We start from the raw sequence: 17,077 nt of genomic DNA on the forward strand, positions 1-17,077 counted from the left end.
TATTAACCCTCAATGGGCTTAATTCGCTTTTCCATTTCCTGAAAGCTCTGAGCATCATATTCAGTGATGGCGTGAATGATATATTGGCCTTCTTCATCCACATCGATGGTGACGGTTCCCGGTGTCAGGGTAATCGAATTGGCCAAGGCCACCCTTCCCAATTCGGTCTTTAAACGGGTTTTGGTCTTCAAAATGCTGGGTTGTATCGGCATTTTCGGATGAAGGGTCCGGTAGGCCACATCGAGGTTGGCAATCACAATCTGATATAAAAACCAAGGCAGGTATTTTATAACCTGAAAGGTTTGGTTCATTAACGTTTTTAAACGGATCCCTTGAAACAAAAATTCATGAGAAAAAAAGGCCACCCCATAGGAACAGACCACCCCCAACATCAAATGCATGGCATCGAAATGTCCGGATAACAGAATCCAGAATGAAAAAAGGACCCCAAAAGTCAATACAACACTCATTTCCACCCCTTCAGGCTTATAAAGGGCTCTCATTATAGAGGGCATATAAACCCAAATCAAGCGCCTGAACCCGATGATGCTACCATCTTTTAGAAAAGTATTCTGCATCTAATTGAGTTCTTTTGCTTTATTTTAAAAAATATTTTAAAAAAGTTCCTCAGATTCTCATAAGGTAGCAGAAAATTTTTTCCTTCAAAAAAAACCGCCTTATGATTTAGATCGGCAGTTTGATCAAGTTTCATTAGAAAAATTTAAAGGGAAAAGATAAAAATAGTATATTATTTTTCCTTTTTTTAAGAGAAAAATATTTTTGAAATGGAAACCCGAAAAGAAAAGCTCAAAGAGGGGATACTAAAAGAAGCACTGGTTTTTTCTAATTTGAAATGTAACCTTCCAATAAAAACAAATCCTATTGTTTTTAAATCCCTTTTCAGATAAAATTGCGGAAATTTCCTGGGTATAATTTATACCTCCTCATCCCAAGGGATTCATGAAACCCATAAAGAAAAAAGGCCAGATGGAAGCGGAAATCAGCAATGCCATGGTCCAGTTTGAAAAAGAATACATGGGAAGGGGGCCAATTGAAACCAAAACCTATATCATGGATGATATGATCCTGGTTCGTCTGAATGGGGTCCTTACCCATGCGGAACAGCAACTGGCCAAAAACCCTACAGGGACGGAGCTCATTAAAAAAATTCGGGCCAATTTATTGGAACAGGCAAGGGCGTTACTGATCGAAACCATTGAAAAAATCGTTCCCGTAAAGGTTGTAAGCCTTCATACCGATATCAGCACAAAAACGGGTGAAAGGGTTATCATTTTTACCCTTATGGAAAATTTAGAGCAGCAGTTATCCAACCATTTTTCTTGACCTCAATACCCACGGCGGGTTACTTTAAAGAGGATTAAGATAATCTGAATGATTCTCCATAAAAGGATCAGTTGGATTATCCGTTAATTCGGCCGAGAAAAATAGATCGGCTTTTTTAAAAGGTAAGGCGCACAAGCCGTGAGACAACCCTCTCGTCAGAGGGAGGTTTCGTGGAAGGTAGGCCAGCACATTTCCTGAAAAGGGTATGCTGGTCTTTTTTTTTCTAACCAATAGTTGTTTTCAAAAGTTGCCCCATGAGGGCACTGAATCAATCCAAAAATTGGATTTACATTTCCACAGTTTCGCTTCCCAATAAACGTGAAGGGAATAAAAGCAAAAAATGCCAATCGGAACTTTAGAATCAATTCATTTCAAAGCCTTAGAAAATTCCGAAAGAGCTCAAGTCCGCAACTGTGTTGATCAGGCCAATCAGTTCATCGCACGGTGCTGGCCACTGCGAACGTTTATATATCGAAATCCCCTTCAAGAGTTGGAACACCTCCCTTTCCACCAGGCCATCAACCAAGGACAGGATTTATTTGGAGGCCAGGGGTATCTTTCCAATGAATCTTATAGAAATCTTTATCATTCAGGGAAAATAACCGACGCCTCCATTTTGGAGGCATTAAAAAAATCCCAGTGGCCTCTGGAGGTGGATAACATTCTCCCCCTTGGAAAAAAGAAAGTTGATCCAATTAAGATACTCAGACTCCATTTAATTTATGGAATGGATCCCATTCGTAATTCCATATTCCATTGGAGGGTGGGGAACGAAAAGATATTGTCCCGATACCGTTCGGATGTCCCCGTTTCAATCAGAAAAGACCCTGAAACAGGGATCATCCCTTTCCTCTGGCAGGGCATCTTGAGAACCTTGGGTATAACCCATAACCTCGAATTCAAAGATAAATCCGAAAAGGACCCATCTTCCCCCACCACCTCCAAGGAAGGGGAAAATTTCCGGTTTTTTCTAATAGACCTTTCTAAGGTTGGAAACCGGTGGACTTTGGGTGATTGGATTCAGGAAATAACCGAGATCCCACTAAGAAAACAAATCGATGACCAGATGATAAAATGGTGTTCGGCTTTTTTAGATGAAGGCATGGCGTCCTGGGAAATGCCGTCTCGTGAAAAAGGTTTTTACCATTCGTGGCTAGATGTAGCTTCACTCGATCGATCGGCTGAAATCGGAAGAATAAAAAACTTTTCATATAAAATTCGGGGGCTTCCCCAGAACCCCGAGGACACCATTGCAGGATGCCTCACACAGATGGGTGTAAAAAACCACCTCTGGCCCGATTATTTGAAACGTCACCTCTCTCAAATGCCAGGATGGGCAAGCTTCATAAAGTGGCGTACCAATGAGCCCGAAAATATCTGGCAACAACTTTACCCCATTGATCCTACTCAATATTTGGCGGTCCGTCTTTTTTACGAGTCAGAACTGGTTGATTCCATTTGTCAAAAAACATGGAACATCAAAGGGTCGCTTTCCGAGATCCAAACCTTCTTTCGAAAATTTCCCGAAACTTATCCCCTGGCCAACCGGGGGGATGAGAGGGTTGAGAACCCGGCAGACCATTATCGCTTGAACATCGCCTGGCGTTTTTTTAATCTTGCCCAATTTCTGGGTCTCGATCAGGATGATATTCAAAACCTTTCTCAAAAAGAGGTCAAAAAGGCATTGGAACTCCTTGATGCCTTTCCATCGGAACACCATGGGGTTATTTGGCTTCAAGCCCTTGAGCTTTCCTTTCGAAAAACTCTTCTGGAAAAATTGAGTGCACCCCATCAAAAGGATCCATCAAAGCCCCAAAGCGCCCCCCAAGCCCAGGCGATTTTTTGTATCGATGCCCGATCCGAATACCTTCGCCGCCACATGGAAAATATTGGCCCCTACGAAACATTTGGATTCGCTGGATTCTTTGGTGTTCCCATTTGTTTTCGCCCTTATGGATCAGACACCGAATGGTTGCTCTGTCCCGCTTTAATTAAACCCGAGAAAAGGGTCTTTGAAATTCCTTTGCCTGCGCATGAAAAAGAAACCCAGAAAAATGAAACGGGATCCAAATGGCATCATTCAGGGCACGGCATCTTCCATGATTTAAAAGCCAACAACTTCTCCGCTTATTTCCTGATTGATTTTCTAGGAGGTTTATTTGGCCTTACCTTTATTGCAAAAACGTTTTTCCCCTTCGCCTACCAGAGATTTCGTGAAAAGCTCCACCACCGATTGGTTCCAAAAGTTCCAACCCAGCTTCTCTTGGATCGCCCCTCTGAAGCGAATTCATCAGAGCGAGGTAACGTGGGATTTACCCTCGAGGAGAAAACAACACTTTTAGAAAACGGCCTGCGACTAATGGGTTTAACAAACCATTTTGCGCCGGTGGTTTTTCTTTGTGCACACGGGAGCACCTCAGAAAATAATCCCTATGCGGCTGCATACGACTGCGGAGCTTGTGGAGGAAACCACGGAGGACCGAATGCCCGGGCGCTGACCTCCATCGCCAACACCCCCGAAGTACGAAAGGCGTTAAAGGAACGGGGAATTGAAATTCCCTCTTCCACCCTATTTATAGCTGGGGAACATAACACCACAACCGATCAGGTCATTCTCCTTGATCAGGAAGCCATTCCTCCCTCTCATCACGCAAATGTATCCCAGCTTCAAAAGGACCTCGACCAAGCGGGAGGGTTGGCCGCTTTTGAGCGCGTTAAAAAGCTTCCCGGAGCCCCCCATGCAAAATCCGTTGAAAATACGTTCCGTCATGTCCGGCAAAGAAGCGGGGACTGGGCACAAGTCCGGCCAGAGTGGGGCCTTTCCAGTAACGCAGCCTTTATTATCGGAAGAAGAAAGCTGACTCAAGGAATCCCTTTAGACGGACGGGTGTTTATGCATTCTTATGACCCGGAACAGGATGGGACCGGAAAAGCATTAGACACCATTATGACTGCCCCCCTGTTGGTGGTTCAATGGATTAGCATGGAGTATTATTTCTCAAGCACGGATCCTTTGGTTTACGGAAGCGGGAGCAAAGTTTATCATAATGTTGTTTCAGGAGTTGGGGTTATTCTGGGTCGGCAGAGTGATTTAAGACCAGGTCTCCCCGTGCAGTCGGTCATGAACGGGGAGATTCATTTTCATGAACCCATGAGGCCTTTGGCCATTATTGAATCCCCTATTGAAAGGGTCCAGGGAATTATTGACCGCCATGAAAAACTTCAACAGCTTTTCAACAACCATTGGGTAAATCTTCTCGCTGTGGATCCCATCCTTGGGGTTTTTCAGGAATACCAAGGAAATGGACGCTGGGAAAGTTTAAACCTGAAAATCTCTTCCCCTTAATGTGAGAAGAAACCGATGGTGGGGGAAAAGGAGCATTAATGTATACTGTAGGAACATTTACTCGAAACGCTTTCCTTTTATTTCTCCTTTGGGTGCTCCTTTCAGGGAGGATGGAACCCTTATTTCTGGTTCTGGGATTGGTCACTGCTGTCGGAATTTCAGCGTTGCACGGCCGGCATCCGGAACCACCCCATCCCACCATCCCTTTTTTCCGCTTTATGTTTTTCCTTCCCTGGCTTTTTTACAGAATCTTATTAAGTAATTTCCATACCGTCTTTTTGATTCTTCACCCCCGGTTGCCGATTAATCCCAAAATGATTCTATACCAAACCCACCTGCGAAATCCCGCTGCCATAACCCTACTGGCCAATTCAATCACATTAACCCCCGGAACGGTCACCGCCGAGGTAAATTCTTCGAACCTGGTGGTGCATGCTTTGGATGAAGATTCGGCAAATGACTTGGTCACGGATCGCTTGGAAAAAAAAATTTTTTGGGTTTTTGGAAAGAAAGGAACTCAATAATGTCAATATTTTTCCTTGGAATCCTGTTGGTTTTAGCCACCATCATTTTAATCTACCTTTACCGTGTTCTACAGGGACCAACGGTTTTCGACCGACTTTTAGGGTTAAATGGAATCTCAAGTAAGGCCATTATGCTTCTAGTGATTATCGGAACCCTCTATGAAAGGGTGCCCATGTTCGTGGATATCGCCGTGGGGTATGCATTGATCAATTTGGTCGGCGCCCTAGCCGCAGCCAAGTATTTGGAGCATAAGGATTATAGATGAGCGTTTTGGTGGTCGTTCTCATTTTGACTGGACTTTTTTTTCTGATCGTTGCCGCCATCGGGATGATCCGTTTGCCGGATGTTTTTACCCGATCCCACGCCCTAAGCATCACCGATACCCTGGGTATCGGCCTTGTGCTATCCGGACTAGCCCTTTATCAAGGATTCACCGACAGCGCGTTGAAAACGGTCCTCATCCTAATCCTGTTGTATCATCTAAATCCCGTCATTTCTCATGCTACCGTGAGGGCCGCATTGAGATCCGGCCTTAAACCGTGGACCCGGGAGAATCCCAAACAGGTTCCTCAAGAAAAAGAGGAGAAAAAATGTATTTAACGGTCGCCATCCCCCTATTGATTTTACTGGTTCTCACCGCCGCAGGAGCCATTTTTGTGAAAGATTTGATAGGTTCGGTTTTTATCCTGAGTTCCTACAGTTTTTTCCTTGCCCTTCTTTGGGCCTGGCAAGGAGCGGTGGATGTGGCATTCACTGAAGCCGTAGTGGGGGTGGGGTTGTCCACCATTTTTCTTCTACTTACTTTATTTTTGACCGGTTCCGACATCAGCCAAACCCGGTACTATCGTTCCTCCTGGATGGTCCTGGTAGGCCTTGTGGGATTGGGGTTTATTATGGTATTCGGTGCCCAGGATTTACCCCGTGTTGGTAATCCCGCCTCTCCGGCCAATACCCATATCTCCCCCGCCTACCTTCGACAAAGCCTGAAAGAGACCCAAACCCCCAATGTGGTCACATCCGTGCTGATGGATTACCGTTCCATGGACACCCTGATCGAAACCACTGTAATTTTTACTGCAGGAATTGCAACCAGTCTGCTCTTAAGAAGGAAACCGGAATGATCTTCCCCCACGATAGCACCATTGTAAAAACACTCAGTCGCATTTTGATTCCGGTAATACAGCTTTACGCGGTCTACCTCATTTTTCATGCCCAGTACAGTCCGGGAGGAGGATTTGTGGGGGGGGTTCTATTCGGGGTGAGCCTGATTTTAACGGTACTGGTTTTTGGAAGCCGCTATTCCCGAGGGTTTATTGAAAGGGTGGCCTTTCGGTCCGATGGCCTGGGTTTAATGGTCTTTGGAGGAATTGGACTCCTTTGCATTCTTTGGGGTGGAGAGTTTCTCAATTACGCCGCACTTCAAATCCCCGGGTTGGAAAACCCCTCCAAGCGGGCTTTGGGAATTGTTGGAACCCAAATCGGAGTTGGGATTGATGTGGCCGTTGTAGCCATTTCGATTTTTTTTAGTTTATCCCCCCAGGAAAATGAGGAGGATACCCATGTTTGAAATTTTTTTTTCTCGGCCCAATTTTATGGCGTTTATCCTCCTCTTTCTTTTCGGGCTTTTCATCATGGTCACCCATAAGAATCTCATTAAAAAGTTGATTGGAATGTACCTTTTACAAACCAGTGTCATCCTGTTCTTTGTTGCCCTGGGAGTAAAGGAAGGGAGCACGGTTCCGATCCTCCTTTCCCCTGAATATTCCCAGGGGGCCTCCTATGCCAATCCTCTGCCCCAAGTTCTGATGCTCACCGCCATTGTGGTGGGTGTGGCAACTCTGGGCGTCTCATTGGCCCTGGTTATTGCCATCTATCACCGGTATAAAACTCTGGAAGAGGATGAACTCGTCAAAAGGCTGGAACCTGGTGAATAGGCCACTACTACGCAGGTCTAACTAAGATTTAAAGAAATGATAAAACATGATGACTAACCTCCCCGCTTTTTTATTTTTAATTCCCTTCGTGGTAGCTATCTCTATGCCCATGGTGGGCCTGATTCGCAAAAACGTCTGCTGGCCTGTGGCACTTGTGGCACTCTCCTCCATGAGTGTGGTTTCTTTTTTTGCTTTTCACCATGTCTATTTGAATGGACCCATCAGTTACCGGTTTGGTGGGTGGGCCCCTCCTCTGGGTATTGAATGGGTATTGGATGGGCTGAGCGCCTTGGTGATGATACTGGTTAGCCTCATGGGCCTTCTGACGGTGTTTTATGCAGGGCCGGGTGTCCAAAAAACCATGAGCCAAAAAATCGTGCCTATTTACACGCTGGTCTTGCTTTTAATTTCAGCGCTGACCGGGATGGTCATGGCCGGGGATCTTTTCAACCTCTTTGTGTTTTTAGAAGTGGCTTCCTTGTCCGCTTATGCATTGGTGGCCGTGGGGGGAGGGCGTGCCTTGATTTCATCTTTCCGCTATTTGATGCTGGGAACCATCGGAGCCTCGTTTTATCTGCTGGGTGTGGGATATCTCTACGCAGCCACCGGAACCCTAAATATGGGAGATCTGTCTCTTCGCCTTTCAGAAATCTTGGAATCCCGTACTGTCCTTTCAGGGGTTGTGTTCCTGCTGATGGGACTGGCGATCAAGATGGCTTTGGTTCCGTTACATGGATGGCTTCCGGACGCTTATGCCCATGCCCCGGAACCCATCTGCCCCATCGTCGCCGCATTAATGACCAAGGTTGCACTTTATGCACTGGTTCGGATCACCTTTTGGGTTTTGGGAATTGAAACCATTTTTGGAAATATTCCTTTTATGGTTTACCTTGGATGGATTGGCGCCATTGCGACATTGGCTGGAGCGCTCCTTGCTCTCTCTGAAAAAAACATCAAGCGCATGTTCGCCTATGGCGGCTTGTCCCATGTTGGGCTTGTGGTGCTGGGTATTAGTCTGGGGAACAAGACCGGTTACACCGGCGGGATTTTTTATTTGTTAAACGATGCGGTGATGCAGGCTGGATTGTTTTTTATAGCAGGGACCCTAATATACCGATACGGGGTAAAAAACGTCTCTGATCTTACTCAAATTGGAGGGAAAATGCCCTGGACGGTAACCGCCTTAATTGTCACAGCATTGTCAATGGTCGGAATCCCTCCCACAGGGGGATTTTTCGGAAAATGGTATCTTGTTCTCGGCGCATTGGAAATCGGAAATTACCTTGCAGTAGCCGTCATTATTGTGGGCACGCTGCTGACCTTAGCGTTTTTTATAAAAATCCTGGAAAAGATGCTTTTTGAGGAAAGGCAGGCCCCGAAGCTTCCCGGTTTAGAAGCACCATTTCCCATGCGGTTGGGAATGGGAATGGTGGTGGTCAGCATTTTGGTGTTGGGAATTTTCAGTGATCCAACGATTCAATTAATTCAAAACGTCGCCCTTCCCTCTGGGTTCTAGGGTATCTCATGATTAGGAATCATAAAGTTCCATGACCTGGTTTTTTATTCTAATCCCTTTGCTTCCTTTTACCGCTTTTCTTTTCCTGGTGCTATTTGGCGGACGGATAAAGGACCAATGCCATCGATTGACCATTCCGGCGTTATCCCTTTCCTTCCTTTTTTCGGTCATCGCCTTCTATACCATTTTAAAATCAGGCCCCATCCGTTTGGACCTCTATACCTTTATCGATTCAGGAACATTAAAAGTAGACCTGGGTCTTTACCTCGACTCCCTTTCGGTTCTTCTCCTTTTATTGGTTACCGGTGTAAGCACCCTTGTTCACATCTTCTCTTCCCGCTATATGCAGGGAGACCCTCGGTACCCCCGATTCTTTGCCGTCATTTCTCTTTTCACCTTTTCAATGCTTATGCTGACCATGAGCACCAACCTCTTCATGCTTTACCTATTCTGGGAAATCATGGGAATCTGCTCCTATTTGTTGATTTCCCATTGGGCAGAAAATCGATCTTCCTATGAATCAGCCATGAGGGCATTCTTAGTCAACGCAGCCGCTGATATCGGTCTTGGGTTGGGTATTTTTCTCACTTTTGTGACCTTTGAAACATTGGACATTCAACAGATACTGGCCGGGGCAGAAACCAAAGTGGGTCAAACGGTCAATCTCCTTGGGTGGTTGGGCCTCCAATGGAACGTTGAAGTCCTGACCCTGATCGCATTGTTACTATTTCTCGGGGCAATGGGTAAATCAGCCCAATTTCCTTTCCACATTTGGCTTCCCTTTTCCATGGAAGCCCCTACACCGGTCTCGGCCCTGATTCACGCAGCAACGCTGGTAAAAGCCGGTGTCTTTCTTGTTCTTCGAATGAGCCCTTTGTTCATTCTATCTCCTACCGCGATGAATGTGATGATCATCATCGGGGCAATAACGGCTTTTTTAGGTGCAACGGTCGCTTTAACACAAACGGATATCAAAAGGATCTTGGCCTATTCCACCATGAGCCAATTGGGATTGATGATACTGGCTTGCGGTGCGGGAGCCTTTATCGCCGCTACATTTCACCTGCTGGCCCACGGGGCCTCAAAAGCTTTTCTATTCCTCTCTGCCGGAAGCGCCCTCCAACACCTTGAAGCAACTCCTCACGTTGAAAAAGAAGAACAACCAACAGCATGGTTTGCCTTCCCCCCTTCTACTTTAATCAGTGCGTTCTCTTTAGCTTGGCTTTCCCCCGTGTTGATTGCCTTGAGCGGATATGGAATGCTCTGGTTTAGTCCGAGGTCTAACGGACTCTCTCCTCTGTTTTGGTTCATTGCCTTAATGACCGTTTTCCTTACGGCTTTGCATCTTTCCAGAGGGTTAAACCGTGGAACAAACAAAAAAATGGGCCCGCCCGGGGTCACCCCTTCATTGGTATCTCCCAACTCCTCACTTTTTTTGGGTTTACCAGGCCTTGGCCCAGCGGTATTGATTGCCACTATTTCCAGCTTGGTTCTCGCCGGGGCACTTGCCTGGTTCTGGGGCGGTATCACCACATTTCTTTACCCCACGGTGGCACTTTCGGAGTTACCCCCAAACCCCTCCAAATTGAGTTTTTTCACCATGATGCTTATATTGGCAGGGTTTGGTGCAGCTCTTTTAGGCCTAATCTTTTCGCAGTTTAATCTTTATGGATTCATCCAAGGTTCTCCAAAAAGGGTGGGATGGTATAAGCGGTTTTATGTTCTGACCCATAACAAATGGTACATGGATGAAATCTGCGATGCCTATATCGTTCGCCCAAATTTAAAGTTTTCCCGCTGGCTTTGGGAGGCCGTTGATATGCGGCTCATTGAACGTTTCACCCTGTTTTCAGCGGATGGTACCGTTTCATTTTCCAGGTGGTTATGGAAATCTGTGGATGTTCGGATCATTGGGAGGGTGATTGAAGGAACTGCCGGATTGACTGTCGGTTTGGCGCGCTGGCTTTGGGCCTCCGTAGACATTCGCGCGCTGGGATGGCTAGTGGATGGAACGGCAAAAATCACCCAACAAACGGCGGGGTGGCTTTGGCGCTCTGTGGATATCCGCTGGTTAGAGCGATTTGTAAATGGCATTGGCAGAAAAAACGAGGCTGCTGGACAAACGCTTCGTGAAATTGAACCCAGCATGCTTCAGCATCAGTTATTGGTCATGATCTTTGCGTTGGTTGCGGCATTGATTCTTTTTCTACTATTCTTACTATAAGAAGACGCACCCCCTTTTACCCTGAACGGGGTTTAGGGTAAAAAAACGGTTTCACATTATGGACAATCTTCTTCAAAACCATCTTTTAAGCATCATTCTCTTTTTTCCCGCCTTGGGGATGACCATCATGGCGTTTGTTAAACATCCCACGGTAGTGCGTTGGATCGCACTTGGCTTTTCCATGGTCACATTTCTTCTATCGCTCCTTCTATGGTTCCGGTTCGACCCCAATCACCCAGGCATGCAGTTCGTTGAACAGGCTGAATGGATGCCGACCTTTAACATTCAATATGCAATCGGCATTGATGGAATTAGTATTCTCATGGTCATGCTCACGACGCTCTTGACGCCATTATGCGTCATTTGTTCCTGGACCAGCATACAGGAAAGGATTAAGACCTTCCTTATGCTTATTCTTTTGGTAGAAACGGCCATGCTGGTGGTATTCACCGCCTTGGACCTTTTCCTGTTTTTCATGCTGTGGGAAACCACCATGATTCCCATGTATTTTATAATCGCGCTCTGGGGAGGCCCTCGGCGAATTGCGGCCGGTCTTAAATTTGTGATTTACAGCATTGTCGGAAGCCTTTTCCTTCTGGTTGGGATTTTAGGTCTTTATCTTGAAGGCGGAAAAACCTTTGACATAATCATTTTAACCTCCCAGATTTATTCCGGAGACGCCCAATTTTGGATTTTCCTGACCTTGTTTTTAGCCTTCGCAATTAAACTGCCGATGTTTCCTTTTCACACCTGGCTTCCAGACGCCCATGCGGAGGCCCCCACCGCAGGAAGCGTTATCTTAGCGGGCATTCTATTAAAAATGGGGGGGTACGGTTTTCTCCGGTTGGTTTTACCCATGCTTCCCGAAGCCATGGTCACTTTTACGCCCTGGGTATTGTGGCTTTCGATTATAGGGATTTTGTATGGCGGTTACATGGCACTTGCGCAAAGCGATATCAAGCGACTCATTGCTTATTCTTCCATTTCACACATGGGGTTCGTCACCCTTGGAATCTTTGTTTTGAACAAACAAGGGATTGAAGGGGCAGTCCTTCAGATGTTTAACCATGGCATTACGACAGGGGCATTATTTTTTGCGGTTGGTTTTCTGTATGACCGTACCCATAAAAGAATGATTTCCGATTATGGTGGGCTTCATAAACCCATGCCCCGTTTTATTACATTTTTCTTTATTTTTTCAGTTGCATCCTTCGGGCTTCCAGGAACCAATAACTTTATTAGTGAATTTCTGGTGTTGATAGGAACCTCTCTTCATAGCTTCATCATGGTGATCCTGTCCATAGGAGGGATTCTTCTCGCCGCATCCTATATGCTTTGGATGATGCAACGTGTGGGATTGGGTCAGATCAAACATCAAAGCAACGCATCTTTACCTGACCTGACACCTCGTGAAACCGCCACTTTGGTTCCTCTAATCATTTTGGTCTTCTGGATTGGTCTCTATCCGCGACCCTTTTTTAAAATAATGGATTCCAGTGTAACACACCTGCTCAGGATGATCCCCTCGGCTCAGGGGACTATTTTAAAAACAGAAGACAGCCCATCTCAAAAGAATGCGAATCCAGGAGGATAATCAATGGATTCTTTAAAAAACCTTGAGAAAAAAATTTCAGTTGATTTTTCTGACTTTTATGAAAAAGAAATGGGTTTTAAGCCTCCTCTCGTAAAAACCGCCATACAGGAAGACCTCCTCATTATTCGTATTGAAAATGCTCTGTCCCCTTCTGAAATTATTTTGATCAGCCAGGAAACAGGAAAAAGATTAATCAAAGAAATGAATGAAAAATTGGCTGAGGAAATATTACCTAATTTACAAATCGTTCTTTTTCCTTTGACGGGGAAAAAAGCAGTCGGACTTGAAATCGAGCTTCATGAACGGGGCCACGAAAAAGTGTTCCTGATCACGCTAGAATCTCCTAATGAAGTCTCTTCTTAAAAGAATATCCAGAAGTGTTCTTAATGAAGGTCTCAGCGGCAAGACCGCGGGGTATCAAAAAGCCCCCTCCCTTAATCCCTCCCCCCTCGATGGGGGGAGGGAAGGTGGGGGGTGGAGATGGTTTTGGGAACCCCATCCAGAGATAAGTCGAAGGGCCCGCTACAACAGATCTACTGCGTCCCACGCCGCAAGCGGCGGGGAATTGCCAGTTAAATTAACCCCTAATCCATTCAATCTCCCAACAGAGACCAGAAGAGATTTTTGCATTTGGTCTACCACCCCCCGAACCTATTCTTTAAATGGAATTGAGGGTCCCCAGAAATTTGCTTGACCCGGAAGTATTTATTGGTGTTGAATGTCCGATTAGGAAGATAGCGGGAAGGGTCCTTGATTCAAAATAACCGGTCAAGCTATAAGCCAACTTCTTAGAAGGGGAGTTGGCTTTTTTTTCATCACGAGGTTTATAAGGAGGGGTTTGGATGGCCGAGTTTTTTCAGCATTCACTCAATAACTTTCTTTCCCCGATGATCTTGTTTTTCATCTTGGGATGGGTGGCTGTATTGGCAAGGGCTAAAATGGAGCTCCCTGAAGAAATGGTCCGGGCCATGTCCTATTACCTCATGGCATCCATCGGGTTAAAGGGAGGCATTGAACTTGCCCACGAGGGGTGGAGTGTTTCAGTAATCCTGGCTTGCCTGGCTGGTGTCTTTTTGGCAGGGTTACTTCCGGTTATTGGCTACGCAATCATCCGATGCTTCAGCGGCCTTTCGGCATTGAATGCGGCCGCTATCGCGGCCCACTATGGATCCGTCAGTGCAGTGACTTTCCTAACCGCTGCAACTTTTTTGACACGGCAAGGATATACCTATGAGGGGTACACAATTGCGATGATGGCAGTAATGGAATCCCCCGCCATCGCCGTTGGAATCCTCCTCGCACGGCTTTCCTCTCAGGCTTCAACGCAATCCGATGGGGATACCTCTTTTAAAGAAATTCTCCGGGAGTCTCTTTTTAACGGTAGCGTGATGGTCCTTATGGGGGCCCTCATTATCGGAGCCCTCACAGGCGATCGGGCCCAAGAAGCCGTTGGCCCATTTTTCTTTAACCTCTTTCAAGGGGTGCTCTGCCTCTTTTTATTACACATGGGGGTTGAGGCCGCAAAACGTTTTTCAACCTTCAGGGAAGTAGGCGTCTTTCTAACCTTTTTTGGCCTTCTCATGCCCTTGATCGGAGCGAGTCTTGGGCTGTTCACAGGATGGCTGCTGGGTTTATCCGCGGGAGGAACCATGTTGATTGCCATTTTGGGAGCCAGTGCTTCCTATATTGCCGTCCCCGCTGCCATGCACTTGGCCCTTCCCAAGGCGAACACGGCTTATTCCATGACCCTTGCACTGGGCATCCCCTTTCCATTTAATGTCATTTTAGGAATCCCGCTTTACTTTTGGATTGCCCGGTTGATCACATAATCAAGGAAGGAGAAAACCATGGCTTTTTACCCGAGACTTCAAACCATAAAAAAACTAGAAATCGTAATTGAGACCATCAAGCTGGACCAGGTCATCCAAATCATTGAAGAGGCAGGGGCTTCTGGATATACGATTCTCCCTTCCGTCACCGGTCGCGGAACCCGTGGACAACGGTTGGGGGGAGGTCTTACCGATGTATTTAAAAACGCCATGGTCATCACACTGGTGGATGAGGCCATCGCCACCAAAATTCTTCAAAAAGTGGAACGGCTCATTCAAAACTTTGCCGGAATGGCCGTGGTCACCGATGCCCTCGCCCTCTGGCCAGATTACAGCCAAGAAACCCCTAAACCCCCTGGAACCTAAATAAAAAGAAAGGGGGGTGTCCGCAAACCCAGAAGCTCTGGAACTTCGGAGAAGAAGCCGGTTTCAGAAAGGCGTAATAACCTCAAGATCCCTTTCACGGAATTTGAGAAGAGGTTTCCACCACTCCAAACCCATCGCTTTTTAAGAGGCCGTAAGGATGTTGCCACTCCTTGGGCCTTAAAAATTGGATTTTATATTGAGTTAAAAGGGGGAAACCGGCATAAAATTTTTTCCGTTGACCTTTCCCCTTTTGTTTATAATAATTCCCCTGTTTTGAATTTAAATATCCCATATTCTACCCAAACGTTTTTAAATAAAAAAATCAGAAAGGTTATGACCCATGCCCATTGATCTTTCAAAAAAGAGAATCATCATGATTCACGGTCTTTCCTCAAAACCTCCAAAGGAAGATCTCCATTCCCTTTGGATGAAATGTATTACTGAAAATATTCGTGTGGATGATGTGAACCTTGCAGAAACTTTAGAGAACCATCCCGAAGTGTTCAATTCCGCCTACTGGGCCAATGAAACCCCTCACCATATCGAGGATGATGCCAATTACGTGAAAAAGCTTCAGATTAAAGTCAACAACGTCATTAAGGAGAGGAAAAAAATTAAAGATAAATTTCACGTTGGAACTGGGGAAAAAATCGGAGCTTTCTTTAAGAACCGGGGATTGGATTTAGTCAAACTCCTTGCGGGGGCCCTTACCGTAAAGGATGATGTGATGAAGGCCTTCTTGCGGGAAACAGAGCTTTACGATGAAGACCAATACATTGCGGATAAAATACGCTTTCCTCTCGAATCTGCCCTCAGGGAGGCCTGGAGTAAAGGATGCGAGGTGGCACTATTGGCCCATAGTATGGGAACTTTTATCACCTATGATGTGTTGTGGCGTTTTTCACACCGCAATGTCATAGGATTTAAGGAATTCAGAAAAAAACGGGTTAGACTTTTTGCGACCATGGGATCTCCCCTTGGAGAACCTGCTGTTCGAGATATCTTGTTTGCCCGGCATCATAAAAACAAGGGAAAGCGTCAATACCCCACCAATATCGATTTCTGGCAAAACTATTCCTGCTTAGGGGATGTGGTATCCCATAAAAATAATTTTTCCGAACCCTTTTTTGAACCGATGCGCCAATTAAAATTCTTTCCCAAAAACCACCCATACCGTTTGATTGACTACGACAATCTTCACAACCCTTTTCAAGTGGTCACACACGCTGAAAATAAACACCGGGAAAAAAGAAACCCACATAAATCCTATGGGTATCTGGTCCAGCCTCGCCTAGGAACCTGGGTTTCGGATTTTCTTCGAAATAAGCTGATGGATTAATAACGGGTTAAAGCCTAACTTGGATTTTTTGTCTCTGGGTCAAATTTGGATTGTTCCCCTTATTGAATTTCCAGGGAATTCACAAAATCATTGTAAAAAACCCATTTCCTTTTGACCAAGACCTGTTCAGTCGGTTTAAACTTTAAAATACTTTCCGGATTGAGTTCAACAATGATATTTGAAAATCTTTCCCCATGATCTGTCAAATAAAACACCTGATAACGGCTTTCAGATTTATAAATTGAATAAATCGATTTTATTCCATTTAGGGAAACTTTTTCACTATAAAAAACTTTAAACGCTTCCTGGGATAATTTATTTTGCCTTTCTATATAGGTTTTTATTATGGCTTCCCCTTGTTCTTCTAAGGGTCCGGAAAGTTTGGTTTTAGCCACAAACACATGGTATCTATTTTGATCCATTAGAAAAGGAGCAAAACTCACATAAGAAAGTTTTTGGTCCCCTCCTTCATATACGGCCATAGATTTGAATATCGGTGAAGTTTCGGGGTGGGGAAGGGAAATACGAAAGGTATGTTGAGGCGAAAAATAAATATTATTTGAGATGGTTCCATCAATTTTTTTTGGCAAATTCTCCTTTTTGCTTACAGAACAGCCCATTAGGATCATTAAAATTAAGAGAAAAAAGGGAAGAACCTTTACAGAAGATAGTATTAATTTAAAATGGATGAAATTATTTTTAGCCATTTAAATGTACAGAGACCATTTATTTTCCCAAGGTTTGAGAGTAGATGGCAAGTCTACTCTGAAACGTCTCCCATTGAAAGGTTTAATGAATCATATGCCGGGAGGGGGGATTAAATCTATGTTAATTAAAAATTTGGGGTTTTTGAAATTTAAATTCAAACAAGGTGTAAATAAAAAATGAACCGGGATAATCAAAAATTGGCTCATCGTGGAAGTGAGTGGGTAAATTTTGTCATTACCCGCCTGTCCGGCGGGCACTTGCAGGCAGGGGAAAGCGAAAATCCAGGCCCTTCCCGTCATTCCCGCGAAACCTGTCCTCGAATGCCTCTATCGGGGAGCGGGAATCCAGAAGA

17 protein-coding genes are annotated in these 17,077 nt (G+C 45.3%); 15 read left to right on the forward strand and 2 right to left on the reverse strand.

What is annotated here, in order from left to right; all coding sequences use genetic code 11:
* Positions 1 to 2: 2 nt before the first annotated feature.
* A complete protein-coding gene (locus tag VGB26_04500; protein HEX9757044.1) occupies positions 3 to 470 on the reverse strand; it encodes a Na+/H+ antiporter subunit E in 468 nt (155 codons plus the stop codon).
* A gap of 490 nt (positions 471 to 960) precedes the next feature.
* On the opposite strand from VGB26_04500, the gene VGB26_04505 reads away from it, so the two are divergent.
* From VGB26_04505 to VGB26_04575, 15 genes are all read left to right on the forward strand, one after another.
* Positions 961 to 1,344, forward strand: a complete 384-nt coding sequence (locus tag VGB26_04505) for a DUF2294 domain-containing protein (GenBank protein HEX9757045.1) — start codon at positions 961 to 963, stop codon at positions 1,342 to 1,344.
* 340 nt (positions 1,345 to 1,684) lie between these two features.
* Entirely contained in the window at positions 1,685 to 4,690 is a 3,006-nt protein-coding gene (locus VGB26_04510) for a DUF2309 domain-containing protein (protein ID HEX9757046.1), read from the forward strand.
* 38 nt (positions 4,691 to 4,728) lie between these two features.
* The gene (locus VGB26_04515) at positions 4,729 to 5,214 is read left to right on the forward strand and encodes a Na+/H+ antiporter subunit E (GenBank protein HEX9757047.1); all 486 of its coding nucleotides are present in this window, start codon (positions 4,729 to 4,731) and stop codon (positions 5,212 to 5,214) included.
* The gene (locus VGB26_04520; protein ID HEX9757048.1) at positions 5,214 to 5,480 is read left to right on the forward strand and encodes a monovalent cation/H+ antiporter complex subunit F; all 267 of its coding nucleotides are present in this window, start codon (positions 5,214 to 5,216) and stop codon (positions 5,478 to 5,480) included. Before VGB26_04515 ends, VGB26_04520 begins: the two co-directional genes overlap by 1 nt.
* Entirely contained in the window at positions 5,477 to 5,815 is a 339-nt protein-coding gene (gene mnhG, locus VGB26_04525) for a monovalent cation/H(+) antiporter subunit G (GenBank protein HEX9757049.1), read from the forward strand. The genes VGB26_04520 and mnhG overlap by 4 nt, the downstream gene beginning before the upstream one ends.
* Positions 5,806 to 6,336, forward strand: a complete 531-nt coding sequence (locus tag VGB26_04530) for a DUF4040 domain-containing protein (GenBank protein ID HEX9757050.1) — start codon at positions 5,806 to 5,808, stop codon at positions 6,334 to 6,336. The genes mnhG and VGB26_04530 overlap by 10 nt, the downstream gene beginning before the upstream one ends.
* Positions 6,333 to 6,782, forward strand: coding sequence for an MnhB domain-containing protein (locus VGB26_04535; protein ID HEX9757051.1), 450 nt, complete (start codon positions 6,333 to 6,335; stop codon positions 6,780 to 6,782). The genes VGB26_04530 and VGB26_04535 overlap by 4 nt, the downstream gene beginning before the upstream one ends.
* On the forward strand, positions 6,775 to 7,149 hold the full coding sequence (locus VGB26_04540; protein ID HEX9757052.1) for a cation:proton antiporter subunit C: 375 nt from the start codon (positions 6,775 to 6,777) through the stop codon (positions 7,147 to 7,149). Before VGB26_04535 ends, VGB26_04540 begins: the two co-directional genes overlap by 8 nt.
* Before the next feature lie 46 nt (positions 7,150 to 7,195).
* On the forward strand, positions 7,196 to 8,665 hold the full coding sequence (locus VGB26_04545) for a proton-conducting transporter membrane subunit (GenBank protein HEX9757053.1): 1,470 nt from the start codon (positions 7,196 to 7,198) through the stop codon (positions 8,663 to 8,665).
* A gap of 31 nt (positions 8,666 to 8,696) precedes the next feature.
* Positions 8,697 to 10,889, forward strand: a complete 2,193-nt coding sequence (locus tag VGB26_04550; protein ID HEX9757054.1) for an NADH-quinone oxidoreductase subunit L — start codon at positions 8,697 to 8,699, stop codon at positions 10,887 to 10,889.
* Between the two features lie 58 nt (positions 10,890 to 10,947).
* Entirely contained in the window at positions 10,948 to 12,483 is a 1,536-nt protein-coding gene (locus VGB26_04555; GenBank protein ID HEX9757055.1) for an NADH-quinone oxidoreductase subunit M, read from the forward strand.
* A gap of 3 nt (positions 12,484 to 12,486) precedes the next feature.
* Complete coding sequence (locus VGB26_04560) at positions 12,487 to 12,846, forward strand: Na-translocating system protein MpsC family protein (protein HEX9757056.1); 360 nt, start codon at positions 12,487 to 12,489, stop codon at positions 12,844 to 12,846.
* 479 nt (positions 12,847 to 13,325) lie between these two features.
* Positions 13,326 to 14,312, forward strand: a complete 987-nt coding sequence (locus tag VGB26_04565; GenBank protein ID HEX9757057.1) for a sodium-dependent bicarbonate transport family permease — start codon at positions 13,326 to 13,328, stop codon at positions 14,310 to 14,312.
* Positions 14,313 to 14,330: 18 nt separating this feature from the next.
* Positions 14,331 to 14,678 carry a P-II family nitrogen regulator gene (locus VGB26_04570; protein ID HEX9757058.1) on the forward strand — a complete coding sequence of 116 codons (348 nt, stop codon included), beginning with the start codon at positions 14,331 to 14,333 and terminating at the stop codon, positions 14,676 to 14,678.
* 340 nt (positions 14,679 to 15,018) lie between these two features.
* A complete protein-coding gene (locus VGB26_04575; protein HEX9757059.1) occupies positions 15,019 to 16,017 on the forward strand; it encodes a hypothetical protein in 999 nt (332 codons plus the stop codon).
* A 59-nt stretch (positions 16,018 to 16,076) separates the two neighbouring features.
* Here the strand turns inward: VGB26_04575 and VGB26_04580 are convergent, their stop codons facing one another.
* Positions 16,077 to 16,607 (reverse strand): hypothetical protein, encoded by a 531-nt coding sequence (locus VGB26_04580; GenBank protein HEX9757060.1) that lies wholly within the window; start codon positions 16,605 to 16,607, stop codon positions 16,077 to 16,079.
* Positions 16,608 to 17,077: the final 470 nt, after the last annotated feature.

Source organism: Nitrospiria bacterium (assembly GCA_036397255.1).
In the GTDB taxonomy this organism is placed as follows: domain Bacteria; phylum Nitrospirota; class Nitrospiria; order DASWJH01; family DASWJH01; genus DASWJH01.

Bases quoted from the DNA above. Each gene is read 5' to 3' on its own strand.
- VGB26_04565 (HEX9757057.1), top strand. From the start codon at position 13,326: ATGGCCGAGTTTTTTCAGCATTCACTCAATAACTTTCTTTCCCCGATG.
- mnhG (HEX9757049.1), top strand. From the start codon at position 5,477: ATGAGCGTTTTGGTGGTCGTTCTCATTTTGACTGGACTTTTTTTTCTG.
- VGB26_04515 (HEX9757047.1), top strand. From the start codon at position 4,729: ATGTATACTGTAGGAACATTTACTCGAAACGCTTTCCTTTTATTTCTC.
- VGB26_04570 (HEX9757058.1), top strand. From the start codon at position 14,331: ATGGCTTTTTACCCGAGACTTCAAACCATAAAAAAACTAGAAATCGTA.
- VGB26_04555 (HEX9757055.1), top strand. From the start codon at position 10,948: ATGGACAATCTTCTTCAAAACCATCTTTTAAGCATCATTCTCTTTTTT.
- VGB26_04550 (HEX9757054.1), top strand. From the start codon at position 8,697: ATGACCTGGTTTTTTATTCTAATCCCTTTGCTTCCTTTTACCGCTTTT.
- VGB26_04505 (HEX9757045.1), top strand. From the start codon at position 961: ATGAAACCCATAAAGAAAAAAGGCCAGATGGAAGCGGAAATCAGCAAT.
- VGB26_04510 (HEX9757046.1), top strand. From the start codon at position 1,685: ATGCCAATCGGAACTTTAGAATCAATTCATTTCAAAGCCTTAGAAAAT.
- VGB26_04545 (HEX9757053.1), top strand. From the start codon at position 7,196: ATGATGACTAACCTCCCCGCTTTTTTATTTTTAATTCCCTTCGTGGTA.
- VGB26_04530 (HEX9757050.1), top strand. From the start codon at position 5,806: ATGTATTTAACGGTCGCCATCCCCCTATTGATTTTACTGGTTCTCACC.
- VGB26_04535 (HEX9757051.1), top strand. From the start codon at position 6,333: ATGATCTTCCCCCACGATAGCACCATTGTAAAAACACTCAGTCGCATT.
- VGB26_04520 (HEX9757048.1), top strand. From the start codon at position 5,214: ATGTCAATATTTTTCCTTGGAATCCTGTTGGTTTTAGCCACCATCATT.
- VGB26_04540 (HEX9757052.1), top strand. From the start codon at position 6,775: ATGTTTGAAATTTTTTTTTCTCGGCCCAATTTTATGGCGTTTATCCTC.
- VGB26_04500 (HEX9757044.1), bottom strand. From the start codon at position 470: ATGAGTGTTGTATTGACTTTTGGGGTCCTTTTTTCATTCTGGATTCTG.
- VGB26_04560 (HEX9757056.1), top strand. From the start codon at position 12,487: ATGGATTCTTTAAAAAACCTTGAGAAAAAAATTTCAGTTGATTTTTCT.
- VGB26_04575 (HEX9757059.1), top strand. From the start codon at position 15,019: ATGCCCATTGATCTTTCAAAAAAGAGAATCATCATGATTCACGGTCTT.